Here is a 23,622-nt window from a genome sequence, read left to right as displayed (position 1 = left end):
CCGAAGCATTTCAGACTTAGCGAAACGGCGTGGGCCGTCAGGTGCCGCGTCAGCAAAACGGTCAGCACCGTTTCACCAAATATGCCACGAAAACAATCAATGTTCCATCAAGAACCACTGCAGCTCGGATCGCGAGACCACAGGCTGGCAGCCTATGCCACAGAAGAACAACAAGCGTCCTTAAACGCTCGGCGGTCCTCGACCAGAGAGTCCGCTCAGGAAGATCGGCTCGAAAGAAACTTCATCAAGCTCGGGACGCTCACTAGGAATCGCAAGCGGTTCCCAAACCATCGTCGGGCTAGTTGTCAGAATCGCATGCCGAAACGCAAACAGGTTCTGGCAGACATGGCACGAGTCAGAATCATGCGGTACCGAGTCTTGCGGCGTCGTGGATGACTCGCCCGGGGGAGTCGTGTCAGTTGGTTGCCGCGAATGGCAATGGGAATGACAGCAGCAAGAAGCCGTCGTGGCTTCACTCTGTTCACTAGCGACCGAGCTGTCGGGACTCGCGTCACAGCAGCCCACATGCACCCAACCGGCGACGTTGCTGAGCAACAGGGTCACCAGCAAAAGGCAAGTCGTCAGAGGCCGAAGGGAAAGCACGGGTCGGTGATCACGCATAGGAGAGAGTTGCGGCGGCGTTATGCTGAACGCCTGAATCCACTCAACGGTCCGACCAAGGATTGAGCGAATTGTTATGAGGGCTTTACGCACCGTCAAGCGATTGCGTTCGAGTGATTGAAAGTTTTCGACGACTTCACACAACCTAAATGATAAGTCTTCATTGCCTTCACTACACGCCCAAGCCAGAAAGAAAGTTTTCAAACTGACTTGACGAACCCTAAGCCGCTGGTCATCGTAATGAGCAGCAATGATCTTTGGTCGGACCATTTTGCAACGTGACTGTTTCATTCTCTCTTAACGAACGTCCCCTGATGACTTCGCTGGTTCGGCCCATCCTATCGAGCATTCTTTGCTGTGTGATTGTCTTCGGACATGCACCGGCATGGTTGCACGTGGCCACCTGTGACACTTGCTGCGACGATTCAAGTGGATCGTTAAGTAGCTCAGGGATCGTTGGTTCCTACGCGTGCAGTTGCCACTCGCACCATTGCGACACATCGCACCATCACGACTCAAAGAAGACCGAGTCAGCCGAGTGTGGTGACGCATCCCCATGCGATACGCCGCAGGAAGGCGAACCGCACGATTCGGACTCCTGCCCGATCTGTCAATCGCTCGCGTCGCCGTGTGGTTTCGTCGACGCGTATTCAACGTTGCTTATCTCTGCACCTGCTTGCGAGAGTTTCGTCCTGCCCATGTGTTTGGATGAAGTTTCGAGCCTTCTTTTGTTGCCGCCATCTCGCGGACCGCCGGCGATGATGTCCTAGATCGCTGATGCATTTCCTGCAGCAGAACACCAGAGTCGCTGCCTGATGCGCTCGAAGTGAAAGTCTTTATGGCTTTTGCCGAGTCGTCTGGTTACGCGTGCGCTTTGTCGGTTTCGCTGCGTGGTGATTGTCAGTGTCTGCATCCTTTGCCCCGCGCAAGTGTGCGCGGTTGTCCGACACTCGGTCCGACCAAAGCCGTGTTGATCAACTCGTGTTTCGTGCGCGGGGCTCTTCTCTCTTTGCGCAACCACCCTTCCATTTTAAGTCGAAACATGTCTCCCACTACGAAACCTCCCAAGCACTCGTTTGGATTCACACTCATAGAACTGCTGGTCGTGATCGCCATCATTGGCGTTCTTGTCGGACTCTTATTGCCGGCCGTGCAATCCGCTCGCGAGGCCGCACGGCGTATGTCCTGCGGCAACAATCTGAAGCAGGTGGCGTTGGCCACGCATAACTACGAAAGCACGTTTAAGAAGATCCCCGCGATGACGGGCTCAAGCAGCTATTCGGTCCAAGCACGAATCCTGCCGTACATCGAGCAAGCGGGCTTAAGCGATCTTATCGAGTTCGACACTCCACTCTTGCTAGGTCCAGCCTGGATGGCTCGCTTTAACCCAGACCTGCGCGATGCTGTGCAAACCGTCGTGCCCACCTTCCTATGCCCTAGCGATATTGGTGATCCGAATTTCTCGACCTCGTTTTCTGATGGTGAAACCGGCACGTCGGGCGGCCTTAGCTATATGTTTAGCTACGGCAGTGGCACCGATACTAATTACGACGACCGCTATCGGACCGACGGCATGGTTTGGACCGATTCATGGGCCCGCTTTCGCGATTGTTTGGACGGGACTAGCAACACGGTTTTGTTGGCAGAAACCGTGTTGGGTGATCAAACCAGCGGCATGATGGAACCAACACCATCAGGACCCCATCGCCGCATTGCGAACTGGAGCGGCACGTCGGGGAATGTTGCACCCAACCCTGGTTTCTTGGACGGCGGGTCGCTGATCCTTAACCCTGATCTTGACGCAGTCTTTCCCGCACGAATTTCGTCGTACTCTGGTGACCGAGGTGCGTCGTGGATTCGCGGAGTCCCCTACGCCACGGTGATCAATGGCTACATGACACCGAATTCACGCATACCGGACATCGGCATCCACGGCCGCGGGTTCTACTCGTCGCGATCCTATCACACCGGCGGCAGCCATCATGCGATGCTCGATGGCAGCGTCCATTTCTTGACTGATTCGATTGATCGCGATCTTTATCACGCATTGTTTTCACGCGATGGTCGCGAGGTAGTAGCACTACCATGATCGGTCATTCCAGCTACCCGATGATCGGCAGAACGGCAGCGGTCAATACGCGTGCTCGGTCGTTGGCTCTGTCGCCGGCTCTGTTGCTGCTTTGCATCTTCAGCGGTTGCGGTTCGCCTGAAACCGGGACTTCAACCAGTAATGCGTCAGTGTCGGTTCGATATCAAGGGCAACCCATCGCCGACGTTGTGGTTCGTTTGCATAGCGAACTCAACGGTCCCCCGCTAACGCAAGCGATCACCGATGCCAGCGGAAATGCGAGTCAGTTTCAATTGCCATCCCCTGAACCACCTAAGTACTTCGTAACGTTGGAATCGGTCAGCGATGGGGGATGGATCTTAGACCTAAACGCAATTGAGCGTACCGGCATCGTCTTAGAGTTGTCGTCGTTCAACTTGAATCCCATACAAAACATCGAGCTTCCACCTCAGTCGGTGCAGCCTCTCTAAGCCCTCAAACATCAAGCAAAGTTACCAGTCATGAACAAAACTCTATTCACGATCGTCGCCTGTTTGGCAACTCTTTCAATTTCTTCAACCGCACAAGGACAGGGCCGGACGCTGGCTCGACTATTCTGGCAAGATGATGCCGATGCGAGACTTCGTTGGGGAGATCTTAAGAAGAACTCCGATGGCTTTCATCTGATCGCCAACGAAATCGACCAATTTCCCGATTTGGATCCTAGCGAGCAATCGTTGGTTCAAATGCAAGGCCAGGATGGCATGATCGTTCTAGGCATTCACGACCAGGACAGTGGAACGATCGGCAGCGGTTGGGTGGCAATTGAAAGCGGTGTGATCGAAGAACCACATGGCGATCACTCGCACTGGAGATATAAATCGCCTCCGTCCGTGACCCATACCATGATCGATGACGCTCAAGGAAATCCCGCACACGTGTATCGTTACGGCAAGTCCATTGTTCTGGCCAACGATAAGCACAACGGTTTCACCATCGTTTCGTCCGACTCGATTCGCCAAGCCAAGACACCTGAACAGGCAGCAAGCTTCCACGCCGGAGGAAACGGGCACATTACATTAGCAGTCGTTGACGATCGAGTTGCCTACGCCACCTGGATCGCTGGGGCTGATGAGGACGCGGGGCGAATCGACGTTGTCGGACTAGGCAATAATGCTGGAAAGCAGTACGCGATCCATTGCCCGACCGGTACTCTACATGGCGCGACCACCAATAGCGGGAAAGTTTTCTTTGCCCCGTCCGATGGGCTGTGCTGGGTGGATGCCGACCTCGACATGACTGGAAGTTCCGAGACTGTTGAGGTGAAGCATCTATCGCTAGGCGAAGACTCTGATTCAAAGCCCCTTCGCACCGGCGCTTTCGCAAACCTCGATTCCCACGTTCTTTTTACGGCGGGCAAGTCCGAACATTCAAAGCTTTGCGTTGTGAATGCAGCGGACGCGCAACCGTCGTTGACCGAGCTCAAGCTAAGTTTGTCCGAAGGTCAGTCGGCAGCAACACCGATTGCAATGAAAACCGCGACGGCTGATTTGGTGGCATGTTTGTTTGTCGAATCGGTAGAGAATCCCGAGACCGACTCATTGATCATCGTTCGTCTCGACCGCAATCGTGACGGTGACTTCCATGACCTGTTGATTCAAGCGACCGTTCCGGTCGGGCGAAATCAGATCATCGGCCATGCCGGTCACCACGACGCGGTACTGTTGCCCGGTGGTCGACGGATCGCGATCACGAACCCTGGTGACCAGAGTGTGTGGGTGTTGTCATCGTCAGACTTTTCAGTCCAAGCGAAACTGCCACTTACCGGCACGCCAACACGCTTGCTGTCGTTCGGTGGCTAATGGCAAAATCCACTTGGTGCATTCCAAGTTGGTTTGGGCCGCACTGATATCGGGACAACAACGCGATTTTCCGACGTCGTGTTGCTGAATGTGATCGTACACGCGTCTATCACGCGTTGCGATCGAACGAGCCAACCTAATCGACGACATCGCGATTGAAGAATGGGGTGAGTCGCATCACGGAGCCTTGCCAATGGCCGGCACGGTGATGCGATGCGACGCATCACCGTTACGAAACGGAGAGCCTCAGTCGTGTCATCTGGAATGGATTAGTTCGACTTGCGTTTCACGCTGCTTGCGTCGGCGGGTTGAACGTTCAATTCTCGCAGCATGAAATTGTGAGCCTTGTGGACGATTGCCGTTCCATCGTGCTTGGCTCCCCAAGCCGAGTGGCCTAATCCTTCCAGAGTATATAGTTCGACTTTGGCTTGATATCGTTTCTGGATGTCGAGTGCATTGCTGTAGGGCACTCTGACGTCATCGGTCCCGTGAATCATCAGCAAAGGGGCGTCTTCGGCGTCAAAACGACTGCGTCCATCATAGCGGTTCAGTAGATCGAGCAGTAATCCCGATCCCCAGTGGCTAATGACGACTTGAGCTCGCGACGACTGATCGCGATGGCTGTTTTCTAAAAGCGGTCGTTCGCGATCGTTGTTCATGAGTTCGTCTCGGAAATCTTCTTCGTCCGAGGATCCCAGAGCGACCGAGATGTAGGCTCCCGCCGATCCCCCGTAGGCGACGAGGTAGTCAGGATGGATTCGGTATTGTTGAGCGTTTGCTCGAACCCAACGGATTGCAGCCTTCGCATCTCGGGTTGCGGAGTATGTCGGCTTGTTGGCGGGCCATGCATCGGGAGCGATGCCACGATCTCCCTGCAAACGATAATTGATGGAAAAGCAAACCCAGCCTCGTTGAGCAAAGTATTGAGCTCCATTGACCATCGACCCCATCAATGAATCGCCGGTCCAGAAACCACCTCCATGAATCAGCACCACCACGGGCCGCTTCTGATTGTGATTGTCTTGGGGTTCGTAGATATCGAGCGTTAGGTTGCGAGGATATGATCGCGATGGGTCGGTCGGATGGTAAATCATGCCTTGCGCGTACGGCTCACCTTTGGTCACCTTCACTTTGTAGGTCGGACTGCGATAGATAGGGGCTAGTCCGTTTTCGGATAACTCGCTGCCGAAATTCGTTTGGTTGGCATTGGGTAAACCATCGTTGGTGCCTTCAGTTGCGTTTGACTTTCCTAAAGCACGCTGGGGCTCATCGGCAGTCAACGGGTTGAGAATCAAGGCATGGCACGCCGATAACAAGACAACGGATCGGAGGCAAGTCACGGAGCGAAAGCTCAATGTGGACATAAAGGATCTCATGGTAGGGAGCGAAATGACGCTTGCTGACGAAGTCGATGTCGCGACTCTTTCCGCCGATCATAACCAGCGAATGCGTTGGTGTGGGTAAGACAGAAGAAACCATTCCAGCGTGTTTGCGACACGTCTATTGCCTTGCAATTCGACCGATTCGAAAGCTCAATGGTCAGGTTGTCATCAGCACATTGTAGATGAACAAGGTGCTGAGCGTTTTGCATACCACTGAGGAAACGTTGATCATCGTCGTTCGTACCGAAAGGGAATTCAACTGATTGCTTGGCCCGCTTAGTACCGACGTGGTTTAGAAAACGCATGTTCTTGATCAATGGATTGAACCAGTTCGCATCATGATCCAAGCGGCAGTGACCATTCGTCCCCGACCACCGTATCCGTTGGTATGACGCCTGAGGTGTTCACTATGTCGCGAGACGCTCGAAAGTGTAAATACAGGTCGTATTGAGCCTGCTTTTTGACAGGCTTTACCGGGCAGTCGCCGTCCATTGACCGGGCGATCTACGGAACTCGCAGTTACGAAGAAATATTTCTCGAATGCGTGTAACAACGCCATCAGCATCACGCTTGCTAAAGAGTCACACAAGTTTCGCCTAAGGGCCAATCGAAAAAGGAGCTTCCCATGTCCACTCTTAAACTATCCCCTGCTCGACTGCTTACTCTCGGTTTCCTGTTTGCGGTAACCATCCCCCTTCAAGCACAGGACTTCCAATCGCTCTCTGACGTCTTGCCCCCGCAAACAGAGGACGTTGATGACATCGAACTTGTCGACGATTGGGGCAACGGCATGATCGCTCTCGTCGGTACTCCCGACGACGACAAAATTTTGATCGAGATCGACCGCAACTCCATTCGATTTCACGTAAACGACAAGTACGTCGGACGCATTCGCGAGAACGACCTGCCATCGGAACACGACGACGCTCCCGATTCAATGGATTCCAGTCCATCGCTTCTTCTCAAGGTGTTCGTATCCGGTGGCGGGGGCGATGATTTCATTTCGGTGTTCAATGATCCGGACGGTCCCTCGCTCAACCTGTTTGATCGCGTCAATTTTGTACTCTATGGTGCCGATGGTTTTGACGTTCTTGTTAGCGAAGGTGTCGACCAAGTCCGTTTCATTGGAGGTCCCGGCACGGACATCCTGATTGGCGACGGTTTTGGAGCCGAGTACCTAGGCAGCGAATTGCTCGTTACCGACTGGGACAACTTTGAAGCCGTCGCTGCTCCCGATGGTTGTCGCGACCGAATCTTTCCTGGTCACCCCGAAAGCACAGCCTATCGAAACTACTTTCTAGACATTGCACCGGTGTCGTACGTGAGTCCAAGTGTTCAAACACTGGACAAGAACCCTCCCAAGCTTCCTGGATTGGGGAACATCGCAAGTCGCGAAAAGGGAGACGTGGTGACTCCGCAACCCATCGTTTACGATTCGATTCTTCTTGAGCGTGATGAAGTGAACAATGAAATTGGTTGTCTCGTCTTTGACCTGCACTTTCGCGAAGACGGCACCATGTTGCCGCCAACGTTAGCCGAGTAATCGCCGCGGTTCGAGTTATCTGATGGGTGGAATATCTTGGCTCGATGTCGGAATTCAGCAACGATCTGATTGGCAGGTCGGCTCCGTCATCGAAGCCGTCGCAAGAACTGACTCTTGATCCTAATCGTATTGGTAGTTTCGATGGTCAATCTACTGTGTCACGACATCGAACTTGCCGACACTTCGCACGTAGATGATGCACTCAGTTTGGCCGTGCGTCGATATTCGATGCGAGAAGTTATCCTGGGAAGCGAAGTAACTTCCGGGTGCCAGAATCACTTCATCAGTGTCGCGATCTGACAAATATTCAGCTTGTCCCTGGATCACAACGGCTCGCAAGTGTGATCCGTTTCCGCGAATGCTTCCTTTGAATCCATCAGGCAGCTTCACAAGAGTGCCATTGGGCTGGTTGGATTGTGGGTCGCCCCACAAGAAAGCTAACTGGGGCTCGCCGGTAGGTTGAGAGTTTGGGGAGGCTTCGATCCACGTGGTGCTGTTGGCACCGAGCCAAACGATGTTGGATGCATCGACGTTTACTGAACTTTCACCGGTGTCGAAAGCTTCGTCAGTTGGCATGACAAGGTACGGTCCTTGATCAATTTCAATGTACGCCATGGTCGACCCTCGAGCAGTCGTGATGTGAGGTTCACCGGCTGGTTGGGTCCAAAATGATCCAACGGGCATCCACATCGGTTCGGCTTGGGGATCATCGTTGTGGACGCCGCCTCGGATCACCACGCCTCGGTAAGTAATATTGTGAATGTGTGGCGGTGAGGAAAAACCGTCGACGAACTTCACCACAAACCCAGTTGCTTGTTGGCCAGCGCGATCGCCCCAAAGCGTTGCGGCTTGCGGGCTGGCGTCCCCACGAGCCGGATTGAGCGGTGTCCAGTTGACATCTGTTGCTAAGACCACTTCGGAAACGGGTGAGGTAGCCGGCTCTTGCGCTACGATGTCAGTCAAATTTGTGTTGAGAGTAATCGTAATGGTGAGCAGCAAGGTAAGAATTCTCATGTTGGTCCGCTTGAGTAGGTGGCAACAGCGTTTCGCATTTGGCAATCGTATTTCATGTTATTACGAGAGCCATGTTTTATCACGACTTGAGAAGCTTCGTTAGAATGCACCCGATCGCATCCATAACTTTTGGATGCGGTTGTAAGCAACAATAGTCAATTTCGTTTCACTCGGAGGAATCTGTGAACCATTCCATCATTCGCGCTTTGGCCGCGACTGTTTTTCTATGCATCGCCCCGACCGCTAACGCTCATTACCTCTGGATTGCCGTCGATCGAGCAGGTGCCGGTAATGGCGTTGCCAACATTTACTTCGAAGAGGCTCCTGAACCAGGCGATGGCTCGTACTTGGATCACTTTCTTGGCAAGAGCGACGTCTGGGTGCGGACGATCGAGAACCCATCGCCAGACCCCATTGAAGCTGACGAGGTAAAGGATGGAAACAACCGTTGGATGCGAGTCGCTGCGTCCACGGCAGATGAGTACAGCGTCGACGCCTACGGTAAGTTCGGCGTCTATGAGTACGGCCAAACTAAAGTTCTTCTGCATTACTACGCTCGTACCCTGGCCGTCCAGTCTCATGATGCGATGCACGAGCTAGGGCGTGCCGAGCAGATGAACCTTGATCTGGTGCCGCATGACGTTGGAAGCGAGTTTGAATTCACGCTACTCTGGAAAGGCAAGCCGGTCGCCGATCGCACGGTGTTTGTCCGCGGCCCTGATAAGTTTCGCAAGAATGTTCAGACCGACTCACGCGGCAAAGTACGTCTAGAGCGACCCACATCCGGCAGGTTGACGCTGCGTAGTAGTGTCGAATTCGCGACCCCCGGTGAAGACCAGGGTGAAGCTTACGAACTCGTTCGCCACAACATTACGCTGGTGCTGCCAGCTACCACGACAGCCGAAGGGCCGTAGTATAGGGAAGCTGCATGGTGCGTCACTTGGAATCGTTGACGGTCTTCGGGTGGTCTAGAACCACAGTTCACTCAACTCGCCTGATTCAAGTTCGTTGGCGTAGCTGAGGTAGTAGTTGCGGTTGGGGGCGTTGTACTCTTTGGCGGCTAAACCTCGAAGCGCGGTGATCTTCACTTTGCGGGCGAGCTCCGCATCCGCATCGTCTAACCATTTCACGTGGTCCGAAAGTTCCAACGCCCATTGGAAATCTTCCTTCGCGAGTGCATCCTGCATCTTAGCCACAAGCGCTGATGTGCCACCCGCCAACTCAGCCATCTTCTTCGCTTTGACTTTAGGCTCAAACGGGTTTAGTGTCGTGGGGTTTCCGTCGTACCAACCCAGCAAACCCACGTAGATAGCGCGCACCGCGTGGGGAACTGATCCATAGAACTCAATCAAATACGGCTTATCGCTCAAATTCCCAGGAAGTTTGACTTCGTGTGCCAGTTGATCGGGACCTTTGCCAGCGTTGATCCCTCGTACGGTTTGGTCGTAGACACTGCGAATCGCTTCGCTGTAGTCCTTTAGCGCCGTCGTAGCGGCTTCCTGTCCTTGAATAGGCATCGTATGGCCGGGCACGACGACGTGCGGTTCCAACTCGGCCATCTTTCCAACACTTTCGGACCAACTCAACACGTCGCGGTAGGCCGTTCCTCGAATCGCGTACAAGTTGGGAAAGGAACTGTAAAAGTTATCGCCCGCGAGCAACACCTTTTGCTTCGGAAGCCAAATGAACATCGCATCGTCCGTTTCACCTGGCGCGACATGGAATTCGATTTCGACACCCGCGATCGTCGTTTTCAATCCCTCGCCGGGGACCGTGATGGTTGGTGGCAGAAAGCCTTTGCCACGGTCGCCGTCTTCGGTGCCCGCCGGTGCAACACCACGATTGGTTATCTCTGACGCCGAAAGGTTTCGACCGAACTGACGAACGTTACGTTTTGCTTTCACGGGATCAACTGCTTTGTTGACTCCTTCAGCAGAACCAAAACTTTCGGTTGCATAGATGTCCGGATGGTCATCACCCGCAAAAGCACTACCGCCGCCGATGTGATCGCCGTGACTATGACTGTAGATAATCGCCTTCACCGGCTGATCGCTGTATTCCCGAAACGCATCGGCCGCCTTGCCGGCACTGGTCGGACCAAAAAGAGTGTCGACGATGATCACTCCGTCGGTGCCGACAATCATCGTTGTGTTCGCACCATGGAAACCAACCGCGGTGAAAACGTTGTCTGCGACTTTCACGATCCCTTTTGCGAACTGTTGTTGCTGAGCGTTGAGCATTCGAAGCGCAGTTTCGGGTTCGACCTGAGTCTGCCCACTTGCAAACCCTACGGGCAAAGCAACCAGACAAAGTAAACTCAATGCGATGGAGCTGTTATAGCAGCGGCGCGAGAAGATGTTCATGTTCATAAGACAATTCCTATACTTGAGGGGAAGAGGATTGTGTCGATGCGCGAGAGTCGTTCGGTGACGCAATATCTCGAAGGTGACGCGATACCGATTGGCTTCCGCTGGCTTCGCTAAACGTTTCTCGCCAATAGATTCTTTTGCATTTGATCGAGCACCTTTTGAGTTGCGTTTAACTCCGACTTTGAGATTCCTTTCAACGTTGTTTCTCGCAAGTCGTCCAAAAGCGGGAGAACGGTTTGAAGCTTCCGCTCGCCACGGGCGGTCAACTCGACCATCACAATTCGAGCGTCTTCACTCGACACGCTCCGATCGACGAACTTGTGATCTACCAATCGGTCCAATTGGCGTTTCACCGTCGTTGGATCTCGAATCATCAGCGATGCCAACTCGTTCATGCTTAACGATCGCCCTGCATCCGAAAGAGTGATCAGTGTTTGAGTTTCTTCGGGTGAAAACGGCCAGCCTGCATTCTTGAGCACAGCAGCCATTGCCGATCGAATGAGATAGGCGACACGCCCTATTGCGAATCCAGGCGATGATTCTGAATCAAAGTGCATGTTCGCCTCCGGATGACTTTTGAATTGACAACGCGGTTGGTCCCGCAAAGATGGGGCGGTACCAATCAAAGTAGCAGTAAATTAGCAGTGCACAGGCTGCGAAATCGGGAAGTCCGATGACTAGGTACTTGTGCGCGAAGAAGATCACGTAGAGCAGAATGTTGAATGCATAGGGTAGCGCCATCAGAATCGCGAGCGGTGCCGTCCGAGGATGGAACATCAAAGCCCCGGCGATCGTTTTGAGGAAACCCACCCAAAAGATCAGGTATCCCGTGTTTTCGAGCGCAAGCATGAATTGATCGAGTTCATCAGGTGGATCACTAATCGGATATCCATTGATACCGAACCCCATCGTCATGATGCCGGTGCTTAGAAGAAAGAACGCGAAGAGCACTCGCGTGACGAATGCGAGACGTGGGAGCCGAAGGTTACGTTGTTGAGATTGAAGCATGTCACTTAAGTGCAGTGGTGCGCGATGTACTTAAACCAACTCTTAGGCCGTAGCTTTGTGTGCTGACAAATTCATTAGCTGTATTGTACAGCTATGGGTCCGTGAGTCAATAGTTGTTGATGGTTAACTGGTTCGCGATGCCGCCATTGTTGACGAGTCGCGAGCCTTTGATCCCGGGACGACAATGGTGCAATATGCCAGCCCAGGCGGCAGTGTGCCGCGATGTGACACTTCACCACAGAACGAAAGTCCTGCCAAACCTACACACCGGCATGCACATTAGGTTAGGCTGTACTGGTGCGAATGAATCAAGAAGACATTTACTTCGAAAAGGCAACTCACAATGAACAACACGATTTCAGCCGGCCAATTGATTGACCTCCATGATGTTACCGGTGACGGTCAGCCAAAACCGAAATTGTTGGTGCAAACGGGTCCCATGAACGTCATGCGATTGGTGCTACCGGCGGGTAAAGCAATTCCAGAGCACAAGGCCGCGAAGGACATCACCGTTCAGTGTGTGTCTGGCAAGGTCGAATTCACAGCCATGGGCACCACGCACACGATGACACCAGGAACAATGTTGTTCCTGCCCCCGGAAGAATTGCACAGCCTGACTGCGATCGAGGATTCCATCATGCTGGTGACGAAAGCAAACTGAGACGAACGACCAAGAACAAACTCGTCCACGAAGCGTTGACCACGCCAGAGAAAAGAAGCTGACGCAGAGTCGCAAGAGACGGAGAGACGCAAAGGAAGAAACATCAGTGACATCATATCTCTCGCTTTCTTCAAACTCTGCGTCTCTCCGCCTCCCCGTCTCTGCGTCAAACCTCTTCGCCCCTGCTCAACAGAAGCCCTATCGTCAGACAAAAGAAGCTGACGCAGAGACGCAAGAGACGGGGAGACGCAAAGGAAAATATTTGACAACCAATACATCCTTATCCCCTTCAAACTCTGCGTCTCTCCGCCTCCCCGTCTCTGCGTCAAACCTCTTCGCCCGTGCTCAACAAAAGCCCTATCGTCAGACAAAAGAAGCTGACGCAGAGTCGCAAGAGGCGGGGAGACGCAAAGGAAGAAACATCAGTGACATCATATCTCTCGCTTTCTTCAAACTCTGCGTCTCTCTGCCTCCCCGTCTCTGCGTCAAACTCCCTCCACTAACTTTCCGGAACTCCTTGCCGCCGCAAACCTCTTTCGTCTAAGCCCATCTGTGACGAAATGATGTAAGGTAGTGCTACTATTCATTCTCTCTGTCGTAGGTCATTCCATGCATGAAAATGACATCAGCAAGATTGTCCTGAATGCGTCGATTGAAGTTCATCGAACGCTCGGTGGGCCTGGTCTGCTCGAAAGCGTCTACGAGGAAGCGTTGGCGTGGGAACTAGAACGTGCTGGCCTTGATGTGAAACGACAAACGCTCGTGCCGATCATCTACAAAGGGAACCGGCTTTCGACACCATTGAAGTTGGACCTTCTGCTCAACGATCTCGTTGTGATCGAGTGCAAAGCCGCATCGAAGTACAATGACGTCTTCGCCGCGCAAGTACTCACATACTTGAGACTGATGGAGCTGAAACTTGGTTTAGTCATTAACTTCGGCGAAAGAATGTTGAAAGATGGTTTTCATCGTGTCGTGAATCGTTTGTAGGTTTGCACTCGCGGAACAGCATCAACATCGCTCTCTGCTTCCGCCTGCGAAAGCTTCGTCGCGGCGTATGCGTCAGGTGTGATCCCTCTGGATTGCACTTTCACGAAGGGTAAGTCGCGACCGGTACGCTCAACGTCCGCGTTCGCCCATCGCTGAACTGCGTTTCGACAAATGCAATGCCATCGCAAAACATGCACCTTGACATGCACGATGAATTGTATACCTTTTGGTGATTGTATTGAGGCGGCGTTTCTGACGTCCGTCTGACACTTCCCACGTAGCGTTCCCTTGAGAAGATTCATGCCCATGCTGAGCGAAAAGACGATTCGGATTGTCAAAGAGATCACTCCCTTGGTCGCTGCGAATGCAGAAACGATCACCCGTCGGTTCTACGAACGAATGTTCGAGGCTAATCCGGAAGTGAAGGCATTTTTCAACCAAGCTCACCAGCACACCGGTGGTCAGCAAAAGGCTCTTGCGGGTGCGATATGCGCCTACTTCACCCATATCGACAACCCAGCCGTGTTAATGCCGGCAGTGGAATTGATCGCTCAAAAGCATGTTTCATTAGGAATCAAGCCAGAGCACTATCCGATCGTGGGAAGCAATCTGCTCGCCGCGATCGGCGACGTCATGGGTGACGCGGCGACACCGGATATCGTTGAAGCCGTTTCCGAAGCTTACGGCTTCTTGGCCAGTATCTTTATCGGTCGTGAAGGTGCGATCTACGACGAGCAAGCTTCCGTACCAGGCGGATGGAATGGAACTCGCACGTTTGTCGTGACGAAGAAGATTCCTGAAAGCGATATTGTTACATCGTTCTACCTGAAACCTGAAGACGAAGGTCCATTGCCACCGTTCAAGCCTGGTCAGTACATCACGGTCCACATTGATCACCCGCACACGCCGACGTCGCCGCGCAACTACAGCTTGTCAGATTGTGCTAGCCAACCGCACTACCGAATTAGCGTCAAACGTGAAGAACGATTAGCTGCCGACGCGCCCGATGGATTGATTTCCAATCATCTACATGATGGCATCGAAGAAGGGCACCGCATTGAACTTGGTCCTCCGTGTGGTGAGTTCACTGTCGATCCAAATGCTGTTGAAAGATCAATCGTCTTGATTGCGGGAGGGATCGGTGTGACACCACTGTTGTCGATGGCGAAGTCGATTGTCCATGCCAATCCTGACGCTCAGGTTTACTTCCTTCAAGCCGCTCGTAATAGCGCTGTACATGCATTCGCCGACGAACTTCGTTCTCTCGCACGCATCGGAACCAACGTCCACATCAAGGTCCTATACGATTCACCGCTTCCCGGCGATCTTGACGAAGGCAAATGCGACGACACGGGCTTCGTGACGACGGAGATGATTCGAACGTGGACGCCGTATGCCGATGCAGACTTCTATTTTTGCGGCCCCAAGCCATTCATGAAGAACATCCACTCGTTTCTCCAAGAACTCGGAGTCGATGAGCACCGGGTTCGCTATGAGTTCTTTGGCCCCAAAGAAGAGTTGGTTGCGGTCTGACACGCTGAAGTTGGCCGCGTATTTTGATCGCCAGAACATGCTCGGCGTTTCCGTCAAAAAGCGATACGTATGCAGGAAAGCGAAAATGAGTGCGGCTTGAGGCCCAAACGCAATCTAGATTTCTGAATGGTACCGACTCGCGATGGTTACGGGTGTTGGTTCATCGCGATTAAAGCGATTGCGCCGATCGTTTGCAATTAACCGTCTACTGGCAGCCAAATTATCGAGACGATACCAAACGGCTGTTGCGGCAAAGAGTGATGCATGATGGGAAACTTGGTACTTCAATTGTTCAGTTACAGCTTGCCGATCGGCATTCTGTGTGTGATGTGGAAACTAAACGCTCGCCGCTGGACCCGCTTGGCTAGGGCGTATCGCACACGAGACGAATCGAACTGCTTCGCGAAGCGGACGATGCAGACAGTCATCCTGGTGGCAGGAGATATCGGCTGGAATTCCTATAAGGGCATCGCTACGGTCAGCGTGACTCAGGAAGGAATCCGTTTGCAGTTAACGCCGCCCTTCTCGCTTTTTCATCCGCCGCTGCTGTTCCCGTACCAAGATTGTCACGTCGAACCGAAGCGTTGGTACTTGATTGGTAAGACGTGTCAGTACACTCTGCGAGGTGTGAGCGATGTGAGGATGATTGTTCACAACGATCTTCAGGACTGGATCGAGTTGCAGGTAGCGAGTATTTCACAAACTCTCGAAGTGGGTTCGACAGTCGTGGATACTTGCGCCGAATGGCATACGGCTCACTGACCTGCGACCACAACGCCAGTTCGCGCAGGCCGATCCTTTGTGTCTCACGAGTCCTCAATGACGAGGGCAGGAACGGTTGGAACGAAGAGCCACAGTTCCCACATCCTTCCGCTCTGTTCTGAGCAATCCGCAGTTGTTGTTGTTGTTGTTGAGATGGTCGACCCGAATACTTGATCGTCTACCCTTGGCAGTGCCTATTGCGGTCCGCATTTGCAGAATTCTATGCGATGCACATCATGTAGAAAGCGAGTGAACTTAATGCTGATATCTGCATGACAAACAGTAGATAGGCAATTGTTCGTTTGGGACCTAGTCGCATCATCCAAATTCCTACAAAGATCTCTGCCGCTGTCAGTAAGTACGCCACCCACTGTGAATCTTGGAAATGCTGTCCGAAAAGCTGACCTATCAGAGCTGCGGGAACAAATGTCGGCATGCCCGCGAGCAAGATCGCCAGCGTAGGCAAGATGCGGTCCAACTCTTCATAGCTGACTACCCAACCGTACGGAAAAATCATGCAGGCAATCAGTGCGAATCCTGCAGTGCGATGTTGCCGGTTTCGTAGGCAGAACGCGATCAAGTAAACGTATGCAGCGGCGCATGTCAGCCCACTAAACACGATCGGGAACACCGCGATCAACGCGATTGCGATCGCTACGCCGGCGGTAACGGCCAACAGTGACCGTAACGAAAAACGTATCGCTTGCCGTGACGATGCACCTACTGTCGATGCATTGACAGGCAACCACGGCAACGCGGCGCAGAATGCGACCGAAGCAATCGCCACCCACAGTGGCACTTTCCAAAGTAGCGGAGAAGGCCGGCTTTGGTCGGAATCAGTCCAAGCGTAGAAACCGGGCATGAACCAGCCTACCAGAACACTCGCTACGACCAAAACGACCAAGCACAAGAGAACTGTTGAAAATCGCGATCGTGCGTGTAAATCGTCCATACGTCGTCAAGAGCCCGTTGCCACAAACCCACTGCGCACGAGAAAAGAAGATTTCCAATCGCGGCAGCGCGATGAAGGTTTCTGTCCCGCCGACTCTTGGCAGAACGGTACCAACTACGTTTTCACTAAATTTAGATTTGCTTTGACCGCTACTCATCGCGTCATAAGCGTCGATGGCCTTTTTTGGTGATGGGACACCGTTGCCGACTGCGACCGCACCGAAGCTAGTGATTGCTGGACCTTACCGATTTGTTCGTAATCCGATGGCATTGGCTGGCATCATACAAGGGATCGCTGTCGGCTGGTTTTTCGGAAGCTATGTCGTCGTTAGTTATGCTGTCGCCGGAGCGTTTGTCTGGCATTGGTTGGTCCGACCTGTTGAAGAGAATGATCTGCAGCAGAGATTTGGCGACAGCTACGCGGACTATCGACGCCGCGTGCGTCTGTGGATTCCAACTTTGCCTACGATCTGTGAATCAGAAACCAAGACGTGAACTGATCCAACTCACGCGAATGGATCGGGAAGTTAAGGCGCTTTTCGATTTGGTGTGCCCGTCTTGTCACAGTCTAGTTACCGTCTGGTGATACCAAATCCACGCTCCCACATCACGTCTGCCCTACACCGACAACTCACTCGTTGCGAGTTCAACGGCTACTACGCGAAACAGTCAATTCATACTTGATCGCGGCTGTCGCAGTAACCGCTCCAAGAGATAATCAAGTCGAACGCGAGATCCTGCCGCCACTCAGAACAGGTTCACTAAATCATACTCGGATTCATCATCGGCAAAAATGTGGTCGACCGCCTCGATAGGTGGCAAAATGGTTGCAGTATGCTCTGATTCCAAAGGAAGTGGGGCATTGTGTTCTCGGAACACTTGGTTGATGACTCGAAGTGCGTCGAGCGCTGTCAATCTGCCATCGCCAGTCACATCGAAATACTGATGGTCTTCTCCAGCAATTCTAGTGGCGTCAGGAAGCCGATCCGACCTAGTTCGCGCAAGTTGATTGATGATTCGCAAAGCATCGATCGCAGTTGACTTTCCGTCCCGATTCACGTCCGTGACGCGAACCGGGTTTTGCCAAGGTGTGTCTGTCGTTACTTCAAACACGCGATCAAGTCGTCGGCGCTGACGATGACGGTATCGCCTGCAATGGCAGAGAACGTGAAGTTGTCTACGTCGTCGGCACTGGTCATCGTGCCAGCAACTTGCGCGGAAAGGATTCGTGGATCAAACGCGGTTTCTAGTTGCACCGGAGTCGCTTCGGCGAGCTGATCGTTAGGCTCCATTTCGGATACGACAGCCAATAATCGTCGATCTTCGAGCAACTCTGCCCTAAGCGTCACCCGTTTGTCGCGGCGCTTACTTGGCTTGCGGACTTTCCTTTGCGGGCGGGGTAAAAGCGAAGGACTGGGGCCAAAACGACTAGCTAAGCTGTTGGACATAAGAAAGCCAGGAAAGCTAATGCCTCGCCAGCAATCTTCCACATTGAAAATCTTTGGCGCGCAAGCGAACGAACGAAAGAGGGCGGCAATCCTCACCACCCATTGAGAGTATAAAGAACTCGCCCCCGTGACCGTACGGTGGCCCGATGTACACTGCCCGCGTTATTGATACGCTTAATCAGTGTCGTGCTAATTATGGCGACCGAATATGCACCTAGCATCTTGAGTCAGCATGCATCGACGGAAACGTTGCCATGATCTTTAGCGAGAGGGACGTGAGCCAAATCGATCGAGCGATAAGTTCTTGCTCGGACACTCTTGGCTTAATCGTTTGGTCGTGGTCGTGGAGGTGAACGTTGCTTCTAAACATTTGATTTTGGATTGATGTCAGATGAATGTCCGAATCTCGACTCGCTGAGATAGCAGCCCCCAACTAAAACGCAGACGTTTGAAATTGGCGTCACAAATGCAATCAGGTTGATTGCTTTCGCCAAACTCCATGCTGTTCAGGCGGTTCTTATCGTCTATCAAACTTGGTAGCGTACGTTTGCCTAGGTCTGATGGTGCTAGGTGAGTATGCCTGTAGGGTGCTGAAGGAAGGTCTGGTATGGTCGGCAGCACTGGTTACTTTATGAGCGCGCAGTGCTCTATGAGCGCCCGGTTCTTTATGAGCGCGCAGTACTCTATGAACGCCCAATCGCTTCCCAATGAATGAGACTCCAATGCAAGTTATCGACGCTATCTACAACCGCCGAGCAATCAAGCAATTCGATGCCGAACACCGGATGACCGATGCTGAGGAAACGGAACTGCTTGAAGCGACCATTCAAGCTCCCACTAGCTTCAATATTCAACACTGGCGTTTCGTGATCCTTCGTGATCCAGAACTACGTTCGAAAATTCGCAAGGAGTTTGGCAACGACCAAGCTCAGATGACTGACGCTTCCTTGTTGGTGCTATTCACAGCCGACATGAAAGCATGGAACAAGGAGCCTTCTCGCTACTTTTCTAACGCACCGAAAGAGGTCGCCGAGATGTTGGTCAACTGGATGGGCCCCTTTCACGAAGGTCGCGAGTGGCTACAGCGCGATGAAGCTCAACGTTCCATCGGGATGGCCATGCAAACCATGATGTTGGCCGCGCAAGGAATGGGATATCAATCGTGCCCAATGATCGGCTTCGACATCGAGAAGGTTGCTCAGTTGATCAACCTTCCCGCCGACTATGTGATGGGACCAATGGTTGCCATCGGAAAAGGCACCAAGGAGGCCTGGCCTAAGCCCGGACAATTGCCGCTCGGCGACGTCGTTTTTGAGAACGGTTTTTGATCTGCCGAGTTTTGTTACTCACACTGCTTTGTCTATCGCCAGGAATCCAAGATGTCGCGTCGAGATATCGTCATCGTTCTTTGGGCAACTTGCCTTTTGTCATTCGCTCGTGTGCGCGCGGACGAAGCGCAAACACGCCGTGATGTGGTCACCAACACTCCTGGCCTGGTTGCGTTCTGGGACTTTCAGAAACGCGAGTCTGAGGGCGAACGAAGATTTACTGCTCACGTTCCACAGGGTTCCGCCACTGACTATCCGCTAGATGCGTCGAATTACGTACGGGATTATTGGGGTGAGGGACGCGAAGCAACCTATTCCGACTTCCCCCTCTTGAATGACGGGCCGTTTGGACAAGCGATACGAATCCGCGACGAAACGGATCCAAGCTTTCGGCCTTTTCTTCTTGTCCCTCGATCACGCATCCATGACACCCCACTGGATATCAAGGGGCAAGACAAGTCGGTGACAGTTGTCGTATGGGCAATTCGAGAGAGTGGTAACCACGCCCTTGCTGGAATTTGGCATGAGGGCACTGATCTGAAGAGTGCTGCGACCACAGGCAAGCTAAAAGTTGAACGAGGGCAGCGCCAGTACGCTTTGTTCGCTGGATTGAACAAACCGGGTAGCGCGTGCGGTCATGTTTCGGAAAATGGGGCGAGCTCCTTTTTGAACAAGTACGCGTTGCACAAATGCAATTCATTGCCAGTCGCCCCAGCGGTGTCCGCAGAATTACCGGCGAATGAATTGGCTACGTCGTGGCAGTGTTTCGCGATGACGTTGGATCACAACAACGATGAATTGACGGGTTGGCTCAATGGAGTCTCCGGTGACCGATGGCTGGAGCACCTCGAAGCAGATTCTCTGATTTCTTACGCTCGCAACGCATACATGCAGGGCTACTTCCATCGAGTCGATGGTAAGCAAGCGGACGAGGATGAAAGCTTCCCAGCGGACCAGTACTACAACCCGCCCGAGAAGGAACCGGTGTCCGTGGAAGTACTTCGTCAATCAAAAGGCGAGCGCGTTGAAATGCGAGAGTACCGTTACACCAAAGTCAAAGTCACGCTTCGCGAGAATGTCGACGGGGCGTACTCGGAAGTTGGTCGCGACTTGATTGCGTTGCGACTCAATCCGTGGTGGTATCCCCACGGGATCTACTCGCCCAAAGATGCCGAAAGCGGTGGACCGTTCACGATTGGTCGAGTTTATTCACAGTGCACGCAGCGTTGGTTTTACCGGGTGGATTGGCGGAGTAGCGGTGTTTGATCGAGCTCTCAACCCGATCGAAATCCAAGAGTTGGCGAACCTTCGCAATGTTGCGGCGAAGCAGGACTGACCTTGCATCGCTCCATCGGTCCACCCGCAAGTTTGAAGCATTCGATGTTTGACAGTCAACCTTCAACGTTGAACTATCAGCGATCGAAGTGCATCGAATCAATGACGGTTCCATCCAGAGTCTTGATGTTGACGGTCATCCCGCCGTGTCGCTGGACTGACAAGAGAATGTAGTTGTCTTCGCTCGCCAAAAATTCGGAGTCGGGATCAGGATACTGATCGCCTTTTCCACTCAGAGACGTGTTGTAATAAGTGAAGTCGTCAACCACAGCTCGTTCCGCGAAGTAGCCAAATCCGCTGATGCAGCACGTACCACGGCGGAATAGGTCGTGCCATTTGTTGTCGGCTTTTCTGCGTATATTCGAATTCTGCTCGTTGTACAGAGTTACCATGAACTCATCATTGGCAGTGGGTAGCGACTGATACCAACGAAATTGTTCCGAGTCGTCGCCGTAAGCATGGCAGGTTTGCCAGGTTGTTCCCGAGTCCAAAATGTGACTAAGATCCAGACCGACAAGACGCAGTCCAAAGTCGGGAAACGCGAATTGCCATTTCCATTCTTGGTCGGGAAGTTCAAAAAAGCGTCGAAACGCCTTCGCATCGACATCATAAACCGGGACGTCAGGAGCATGCGTGCCACGCGGTCGAATTTCGCGATCGTGGTTTCCCAGCACAGGCATCAAAGGCGTCGAACGAAAGAGATCCGGATAGGCGTCGATCAGTTCAAGGTAGGGAACGATACAATCGTGGTTATCATTGCCGCACTTGCTCCATAAGGACGTGATGTTGTCGCCGGCGGTCGCGATGAGATGCACGTCGTCATCACGGATTGACTTTAGGTCAGGTCGTCCCTGCCAGTCGGCAATCACTGCGATCCGCAGTTCGTTAGTGGGATACGTCTTGAAGACTGCATCGGCAGAACGCTGGTCACCCGTTTTGACACGGTAGTGGATCACCCCGTCTCGACTATCGACAGGTATCTCGACGTGATGGAGCGACGTTTCGTCATCGCTGGTAACACGCTTGCCATAGTCCGCGGTTGGTCCAAACTGAACCTCCGAAGTTCCTGGCAAATCACTTTCCCAATTGACCACGATGCTATCTGGGACATTGGTTCGATGCGTCAACCAGATCCGAGTAATCTCGGCGTAGGTTGGAAGCTGCATGCCTACAGCAAACAGTAGGACCCCAAGAATTCGTTTCATGGATGGCTGCGACCTCGTTGATCGTTGCTCGGTCATCGGCGGCTACAAATGTGTTTGGCTACGACACTACAACTTGCGAACTTTGTTGGCGATGGTCACCGTTAGCGATGGTCACCGTTGTTCTTTAAAGAGCGAAAGCTCAGGCTTTGAATTGCAGTTTAGTCAAAGGTGGATTGCTATGAATGATTTCGCCTTCATCAGAAACCTTCAAGTAGAACGAAGCCCCAATACGAACGAGCGTCGTGTAGGCGGAGTCGCCGGTTGGTTCCAGCTTTTCCCAAAGGTTAACTCGATAATTGCCGTTGTGATGCTGATTCACTTCAACATGATGCAAACGTGGGGGTGTGCCTGTTTTCTCCAAAATCTGGGACTTGATTCGTTCTGTGTGGTCTGAATCCGCCGCGGGCTTCTCTTTTTTCGGGCTTGCTTGATCGACTTTTGCCATGTTTTCCTCGGCGAATGAACTGCGATGGGACTACGAACTGTATCGTAATGCAGTTCTGCGGGATACGAGTCGAGACGCGAGAATGCGTTATCGAGCGACCATCGCTCCTCATGCGGGGCAACTTATTGGTCGCAAACAACCTAGATCCCCAACGTGAACCACTATTTACACGTGAGTTACGATGCGGACGTTTGTCTTGAAGTCGCATTTCTAAACGGTTCGCTGGCCCGTCGATCTAGTGAACCTTCAGGATTTAGTGAACCTTCAGGCGGTTTGACGACAATCGTTCTTGTCCTATTCATAATTTTCGGATGCTCTCATCATGGTTTACCCACGAACATTTTCTCACTTGGGTCTGTCGGTGACTGACCTAGACCAAGCCGTCTCGTTCTATTCTGAAGTACTAGGCTGGTACGTGATCATGCCGCCCACCGAGATCGTTGCCGACGATTCCGCCATCGGGATCATGTGCACGGATGTTTTTGGCGAAGGTTGGGAACGGTTCCGCATCGCTCACATGTCGACTGGCGATAAGATCGGAGTCGAAATCTTTGAGTTCAAGGACGCCGAGCGTCGTGAGAATAACTTCGAGTACTGGAAGACTGGAATCTTCCATTTCTGCGTGCAAGATCCCGATGTCGAAGGATTGGCGGCTAAGATCGTGAAGCATGGCGGAAAACAGCGAATGCCAGTTCGCGAATACTATCCCGGCGAAAAGCCTTATCGAATGGTCTACTGTGAAGACCCCTGTGGTAACTTGATCGAGATCTATTCGCACAGCTACGAACTGACATATTCCTCCGGTGCGTATAGCGGTGATTCCACCAAGTGAAACGTTTCGCAATGCATCTAGTGATCGCGGTTTCAGTCAGGCCAATGCTAGAAACCGCCGTAGATCGGTGAGACGCGAACGTCCAAATTTGAATGTCCAGCAGATTCCCCAAATGCGAAGTCTTCGTTGATGCCGAGTCGACTGGAAGCAGCGTGCTAGCCAACGATGTAGAATCCTGTCCGATTGAGCAATGCCCTCGAAAGTGCGTGTGCTAGTGCTACAATCTGGACTCGTACATTCGCGCGATGCGAGTGCGGTACCAATCGGTGAATCCATCTGCAAATCG

At 52.7% G+C, this 23,622-nt stretch carries 26 protein-coding genes; 15 read left to right on the top strand and 11 right to left on the bottom strand.

The genetic code is table 11. The annotated features are described in order from the left end of the window. Positions 1–180: 180 nt before the first annotated feature. A complete protein-coding gene (locus Pla22_RS17335; RefSeq protein WP_146516059.1) occupies positions 181–621 on the bottom strand; it encodes a hypothetical protein in 441 nt (146 codons plus the stop codon). A 314-nt stretch (positions 622–935) separates the two neighbouring features. Between Pla22_RS17335 and Pla22_RS17330 the strand changes: the two genes are divergently transcribed. The 4 genes from Pla22_RS17330 (at position 936) to Pla22_RS17315 (ending at position 4,530) form a co-directional block, all read left to right on the top strand. After that, positions 936–1,391, top strand: coding sequence for a DUF2946 domain-containing protein (locus Pla22_RS17330; RefSeq protein WP_146516058.1), 456 nt, complete (start codon positions 936–938; stop codon positions 1,389–1,391). A 272-nt stretch (positions 1,392–1,663) separates the two neighbouring features. Continuing rightward, positions 1,664–2,710: a DUF1559 family PulG-like putative transporter gene (locus tag Pla22_RS17325; protein ID WP_146516057.1), complete on the top strand. Its 1,047-nt coding sequence runs from the start codon at positions 1,664–1,666 to the stop codon at positions 2,708–2,710. Next, on the top strand, positions 2,707–3,159 hold the full coding sequence (locus tag Pla22_RS17320) for a hypothetical protein (RefSeq protein ID WP_146516056.1): 453 nt from the start codon (positions 2,707–2,709) through the stop codon (positions 3,157–3,159). The genes Pla22_RS17325 and Pla22_RS17320 overlap by 4 nt, the downstream gene beginning before the upstream one ends. A 30-nt stretch (positions 3,160–3,189) precedes the next feature. Further along, positions 3,190–4,530 carry a hypothetical protein gene (locus Pla22_RS17315; RefSeq protein WP_146516055.1) on the top strand — a complete coding sequence of 447 codons (1,341 nt, stop codon included), beginning with the start codon at positions 3,190–3,192 and terminating at the stop codon, positions 4,528–4,530. Positions 4,531–4,799: 269 nt separating this feature from the next. On the opposite strand, the gene Pla22_RS17310 is transcribed toward Pla22_RS17315, so the two are convergent. Then, complete coding sequence (locus Pla22_RS17310; RefSeq protein WP_165440720.1) at positions 4,800–5,894, bottom strand: alpha/beta hydrolase; 1,095 nt, start codon at positions 5,892–5,894, stop codon at positions 4,800–4,802. Between the two features lie 47 nt (positions 5,895–5,941). Between Pla22_RS17310 and Pla22_RS25290 the strand changes: the two genes are divergently transcribed. Both Pla22_RS25290 and Pla22_RS17305 read left to right on the top strand, forming a co-directional pair. After that, positions 5,942–6,094 carry a hypothetical protein gene (locus tag Pla22_RS25290; protein ID WP_165440719.1) on the top strand — a complete coding sequence of 51 codons (153 nt, stop codon included), beginning with the start codon at positions 5,942–5,944 and terminating at the stop codon, positions 6,092–6,094. A 443-nt stretch (positions 6,095–6,537) separates the two neighbouring features. Continuing rightward, positions 6,538–7,455 (top strand): hypothetical protein, encoded by a 918-nt coding sequence (locus Pla22_RS17305; RefSeq protein ID WP_146516053.1) that lies wholly within the window; start codon positions 6,538–6,540, stop codon positions 7,453–7,455. 150 nt (positions 7,456–7,605) lie between these two features. Here the strand turns inward: Pla22_RS17305 and Pla22_RS17300 are convergent, their stop codons facing one another. Next, positions 7,606–8,469 carry a DUF4437 domain-containing protein gene (locus tag Pla22_RS17300; protein ID WP_146516052.1) on the bottom strand — a complete coding sequence of 288 codons (864 nt, stop codon included), beginning with the start codon at positions 8,467–8,469 and terminating at the stop codon, positions 7,606–7,608. Positions 8,470–8,651: 182 nt separating this feature from the next. Here Pla22_RS17300 and Pla22_RS17295 point away from each other — a divergent pair, with 182 nt between their 5' ends. After that, positions 8,652–9,383 carry a DUF4198 domain-containing protein gene (locus tag Pla22_RS17295; protein WP_242632128.1) on the top strand — a complete coding sequence of 244 codons (732 nt, stop codon included), beginning with the start codon at positions 8,652–8,654 and terminating at the stop codon, positions 9,381–9,383. 54 nt (positions 9,384–9,437) lie between these two features. Here the strand turns inward: Pla22_RS17295 and Pla22_RS17290 are convergent, their stop codons facing one another. The 3 genes from Pla22_RS17290 to Pla22_RS17280 all read right to left on the bottom strand — a co-directional run bounded on the left by Pla22_RS17290 (position 9,438) and on the right by Pla22_RS17280 (position 11,846). Beyond that, positions 9,438–10,838: an alkyl/aryl-sulfatase gene (locus Pla22_RS17290; protein ID WP_146516051.1), complete on the bottom strand. Its 1,401-nt coding sequence runs from the start codon at positions 10,836–10,838 to the stop codon at positions 9,438–9,440. A 110-nt stretch (positions 10,839–10,948) separates the two neighbouring features. Continuing rightward, positions 10,949–11,395 (bottom strand): MarR family winged helix-turn-helix transcriptional regulator, encoded by a 447-nt coding sequence (locus Pla22_RS17285; protein WP_146516050.1) that lies wholly within the window; start codon positions 11,393–11,395, stop codon positions 10,949–10,951. Further along, a complete protein-coding gene (locus Pla22_RS17280; protein WP_146516049.1) occupies positions 11,385–11,846 on the bottom strand; it encodes a hypothetical protein in 462 nt (153 codons plus the stop codon). Before Pla22_RS17280 ends, Pla22_RS17285 begins: the two co-directional genes overlap by 11 nt. A gap of 343 nt (positions 11,847–12,189) precedes the next feature. Between Pla22_RS17280 and Pla22_RS17275 the strand changes: the two genes are divergently transcribed. The 4 genes from Pla22_RS17275 to Pla22_RS17260 all read left to right on the top strand — a co-directional run bounded on the left by Pla22_RS17275 (position 12,190) and on the right by Pla22_RS17260 (position 15,792). Continuing rightward, positions 12,190–12,507: a cupin domain-containing protein gene (locus tag Pla22_RS17275; RefSeq protein ID WP_146516048.1), complete on the top strand. Its 318-nt coding sequence runs from the start codon at positions 12,190–12,192 to the stop codon at positions 12,505–12,507. Between the two features lie 609 nt (positions 12,508–13,116). Next, positions 13,117–13,497 carry a GxxExxY protein gene (locus tag Pla22_RS17270; RefSeq protein ID WP_146516047.1) on the top strand — a complete coding sequence of 127 codons (381 nt, stop codon included), beginning with the start codon at positions 13,117–13,119 and terminating at the stop codon, positions 13,495–13,497. A 306-nt stretch (positions 13,498–13,803) separates the two neighbouring features. Then, the gene (gene hmpA, locus Pla22_RS17265) at positions 13,804–15,030 is read left to right on the top strand and encodes an NO-inducible flavohemoprotein (RefSeq protein ID WP_146516589.1); all 1,227 of its coding nucleotides are present in this window, start codon (positions 13,804–13,806) and stop codon (positions 15,028–15,030) included. A gap of 264 nt (positions 15,031–15,294) precedes the next feature. Then, positions 15,295–15,792, top strand: coding sequence for a hypothetical protein (locus tag Pla22_RS17260; RefSeq protein WP_146516046.1), 498 nt, complete (start codon positions 15,295–15,297; stop codon positions 15,790–15,792). Between the two features lie 220 nt (positions 15,793–16,012). Here the strand turns inward: Pla22_RS17260 and Pla22_RS17255 are convergent, their stop codons facing one another. Continuing rightward, positions 16,013–16,654: a hypothetical protein gene (locus tag Pla22_RS17255; protein ID WP_242632127.1), complete on the bottom strand. Its 642-nt coding sequence runs from the start codon at positions 16,652–16,654 to the stop codon at positions 16,013–16,015. 263 nt (positions 16,655–16,917) lie between these two features. Here Pla22_RS17255 and Pla22_RS17250 point away from each other — a divergent pair, with 263 nt between their 5' ends. After that, positions 16,918–17,238 (top strand): methyltransferase family protein, encoded by a 321-nt coding sequence (locus Pla22_RS17250; protein WP_146516045.1) that lies wholly within the window; start codon positions 16,918–16,920, stop codon positions 17,236–17,238. A gap of 252 nt (positions 17,239–17,490) precedes the next feature. On the opposite strand, the gene Pla22_RS17245 is transcribed toward Pla22_RS17250, so the two are convergent. Then, on the bottom strand, positions 17,491–17,856 hold the full coding sequence (locus Pla22_RS17245; protein ID WP_146516587.1) for a dockerin type I domain-containing protein: 366 nt from the start codon (positions 17,854–17,856) through the stop codon (positions 17,491–17,493). Beyond that, entirely contained in the window at positions 17,844–18,191 is a 348-nt protein-coding gene (locus Pla22_RS17240; RefSeq protein WP_146516044.1) for a hypothetical protein, read from the bottom strand. The genes Pla22_RS17245 and Pla22_RS17240 overlap by 13 nt, the downstream gene beginning before the upstream one ends. Before the next feature lie 707 nt (positions 18,192–18,898). Between Pla22_RS17240 and Pla22_RS17235 the strand changes: the two genes are divergently transcribed. Next, complete coding sequence (locus Pla22_RS17235; protein WP_242632126.1) at positions 18,899–19,519, top strand: nitroreductase family protein; 621 nt, start codon at positions 18,899–18,901, stop codon at positions 19,517–19,519. A gap of 51 nt (positions 19,520–19,570) precedes the next feature. Beyond that, the gene (locus Pla22_RS17230; RefSeq protein WP_242632125.1) at positions 19,571–20,785 is read left to right on the top strand and encodes a hypothetical protein; all 1,215 of its coding nucleotides are present in this window, start codon (positions 19,571–19,573) and stop codon (positions 20,783–20,785) included. A gap of 146 nt (positions 20,786–20,931) precedes the next feature. Here Pla22_RS17230 and Pla22_RS17225 read toward each other — a convergent pair whose 3' ends face one another. Then, positions 20,932–22,059, bottom strand: coding sequence for a metallophosphoesterase (locus Pla22_RS17225; RefSeq protein WP_146516043.1), 1,128 nt, complete (start codon positions 22,057–22,059; stop codon positions 20,932–20,934). A gap of 139 nt (positions 22,060–22,198) precedes the next feature. Continuing rightward, positions 22,199–22,504, bottom strand: coding sequence for a hypothetical protein (locus tag Pla22_RS17220; protein ID WP_146516042.1), 306 nt, complete (start codon positions 22,502–22,504; stop codon positions 22,199–22,201). Positions 22,505–22,826: 322 nt separating this feature from the next. Between Pla22_RS17220 and Pla22_RS17215 the strand changes: the two genes are divergently transcribed. Further along, positions 22,827–23,336: a lactoylglutathione lyase family protein gene (locus Pla22_RS17215; RefSeq protein ID WP_146516041.1), complete on the top strand. Its 510-nt coding sequence runs from the start codon at positions 22,827–22,829 to the stop codon at positions 23,334–23,336. The last annotated feature ends 286 nt before the right edge of the window (positions 23,337–23,622 follow it).

Origin of the sequence: Rubripirellula amarantea (genome assembly GCF_007859865.1) — a bacterium.
In the GTDB taxonomy this organism is placed as follows: domain Bacteria; phylum Planctomycetota; class Planctomycetia; order Pirellulales; family Pirellulaceae; genus Rubripirellula; species Rubripirellula amarantea.
The sequence above is the reverse complement of the archived record's forward strand: the minus strand, read 5'-3'. Positions and strand labels throughout refer to the sequence as shown.

Coding starts and splice junctions, on each gene's coding strand:
- Pla22_RS17335 (WP_146516059.1), bottom strand. CDS start 621: ATGCGTGATCACCGACCCGTGCTTTCCCTTCGGCCTCTGACGACTTGC.
- Pla22_RS17330 (WP_146516058.1), top strand. CDS start 936: ATGACTTCGCTGGTTCGGCCCATCCTATCGAGCATTCTTTGCTGTGTG.
- Pla22_RS17325 (WP_146516057.1), top strand. CDS start 1,664: ATGTCTCCCACTACGAAACCTCCCAAGCACTCGTTTGGATTCACACTC.
- Pla22_RS17320 (WP_146516056.1), top strand. CDS start 2,707: ATGATCGGTCATTCCAGCTACCCGATGATCGGCAGAACGGCAGCGGTC.
- Pla22_RS17315 (WP_146516055.1), top strand. CDS start 3,190: ATGAACAAAACTCTATTCACGATCGTCGCCTGTTTGGCAACTCTTTCA.
- Pla22_RS17310 (WP_165440720.1), bottom strand. CDS start 5,894: ATGTCCACATTGAGCTTTCGCTCCGTGACTTGCCTCCGATCCGTTGTC.
- Pla22_RS25290 (WP_165440719.1), top strand. CDS start 5,942: ATGTCGCGACTCTTTCCGCCGATCATAACCAGCGAATGCGTTGGTGTG.
- Pla22_RS17305 (WP_146516053.1), top strand. CDS start 6,538: ATGTCCACTCTTAAACTATCCCCTGCTCGACTGCTTACTCTCGGTTTC.
- Pla22_RS17300 (WP_146516052.1), bottom strand. CDS start 8,469: ATGAGAATTCTTACCTTGCTGCTCACCATTACGATTACTCTCAACACA.
- Pla22_RS17290 (WP_146516051.1), bottom strand. CDS start 10,838: ATGAACATGAACATCTTCTCGCGCCGCTGCTATAACAGCTCCATCGCA.
- Pla22_RS17285 (WP_146516050.1), bottom strand. CDS start 11,395: ATGCACTTTGATTCAGAATCATCGCCTGGATTCGCAATAGGGCGTGTC.
- Pla22_RS17280 (WP_146516049.1), bottom strand. CDS start 11,846: ATGCTTCAATCTCAACAACGTAACCTTCGGCTCCCACGTCTCGCATTC.
- Pla22_RS17275 (WP_146516048.1), top strand. CDS start 12,190: ATGAACAACACGATTTCAGCCGGCCAATTGATTGACCTCCATGATGTT.
- Pla22_RS17270 (WP_146516047.1), top strand. CDS start 13,117: ATGCATGAAAATGACATCAGCAAGATTGTCCTGAATGCGTCGATTGAA.
- hmpA (WP_146516589.1), top strand. CDS start 13,804: ATGCTGAGCGAAAAGACGATTCGGATTGTCAAAGAGATCACTCCCTTG.
- Pla22_RS17260 (WP_146516046.1), top strand. CDS start 15,295: ATGATGGGAAACTTGGTACTTCAATTGTTCAGTTACAGCTTGCCGATC.
- Pla22_RS17255 (WP_242632127.1), bottom strand. CDS start 16,654: ATGCCCGGTTTCTACGCTTGGACTGATTCCGACCAAAGCCGGCCTTCT.
- Pla22_RS17250 (WP_146516045.1), top strand. CDS start 16,918: ATGGCCTTTTTTGGTGATGGGACACCGTTGCCGACTGCGACCGCACCG.
- Pla22_RS17240 (WP_146516044.1), bottom strand. CDS start 18,191: ATGTCCAACAGCTTAGCTAGTCGTTTTGGCCCCAGTCCTTCGCTTTTA.
- Pla22_RS17235 (WP_242632126.1), top strand. CDS start 18,899: ATGAATGAGACTCCAATGCAAGTTATCGACGCTATCTACAACCGCCGA.
- Pla22_RS17230 (WP_242632125.1), top strand. CDS start 19,571: ATGTCGCGTCGAGATATCGTCATCGTTCTTTGGGCAACTTGCCTTTTG.
- Pla22_RS17225 (WP_146516043.1), bottom strand. CDS start 22,059: ATGAAACGAATTCTTGGGGTCCTACTGTTTGCTGTAGGCATGCAGCTT.
- Pla22_RS17220 (WP_146516042.1), bottom strand. CDS start 22,504: ATGGCAAAAGTCGATCAAGCAAGCCCGAAAAAAGAGAAGCCCGCGGCG.
- Pla22_RS17215 (WP_146516041.1), top strand. CDS start 22,827: ATGGTTTACCCACGAACATTTTCTCACTTGGGTCTGTCGGTGACTGAC.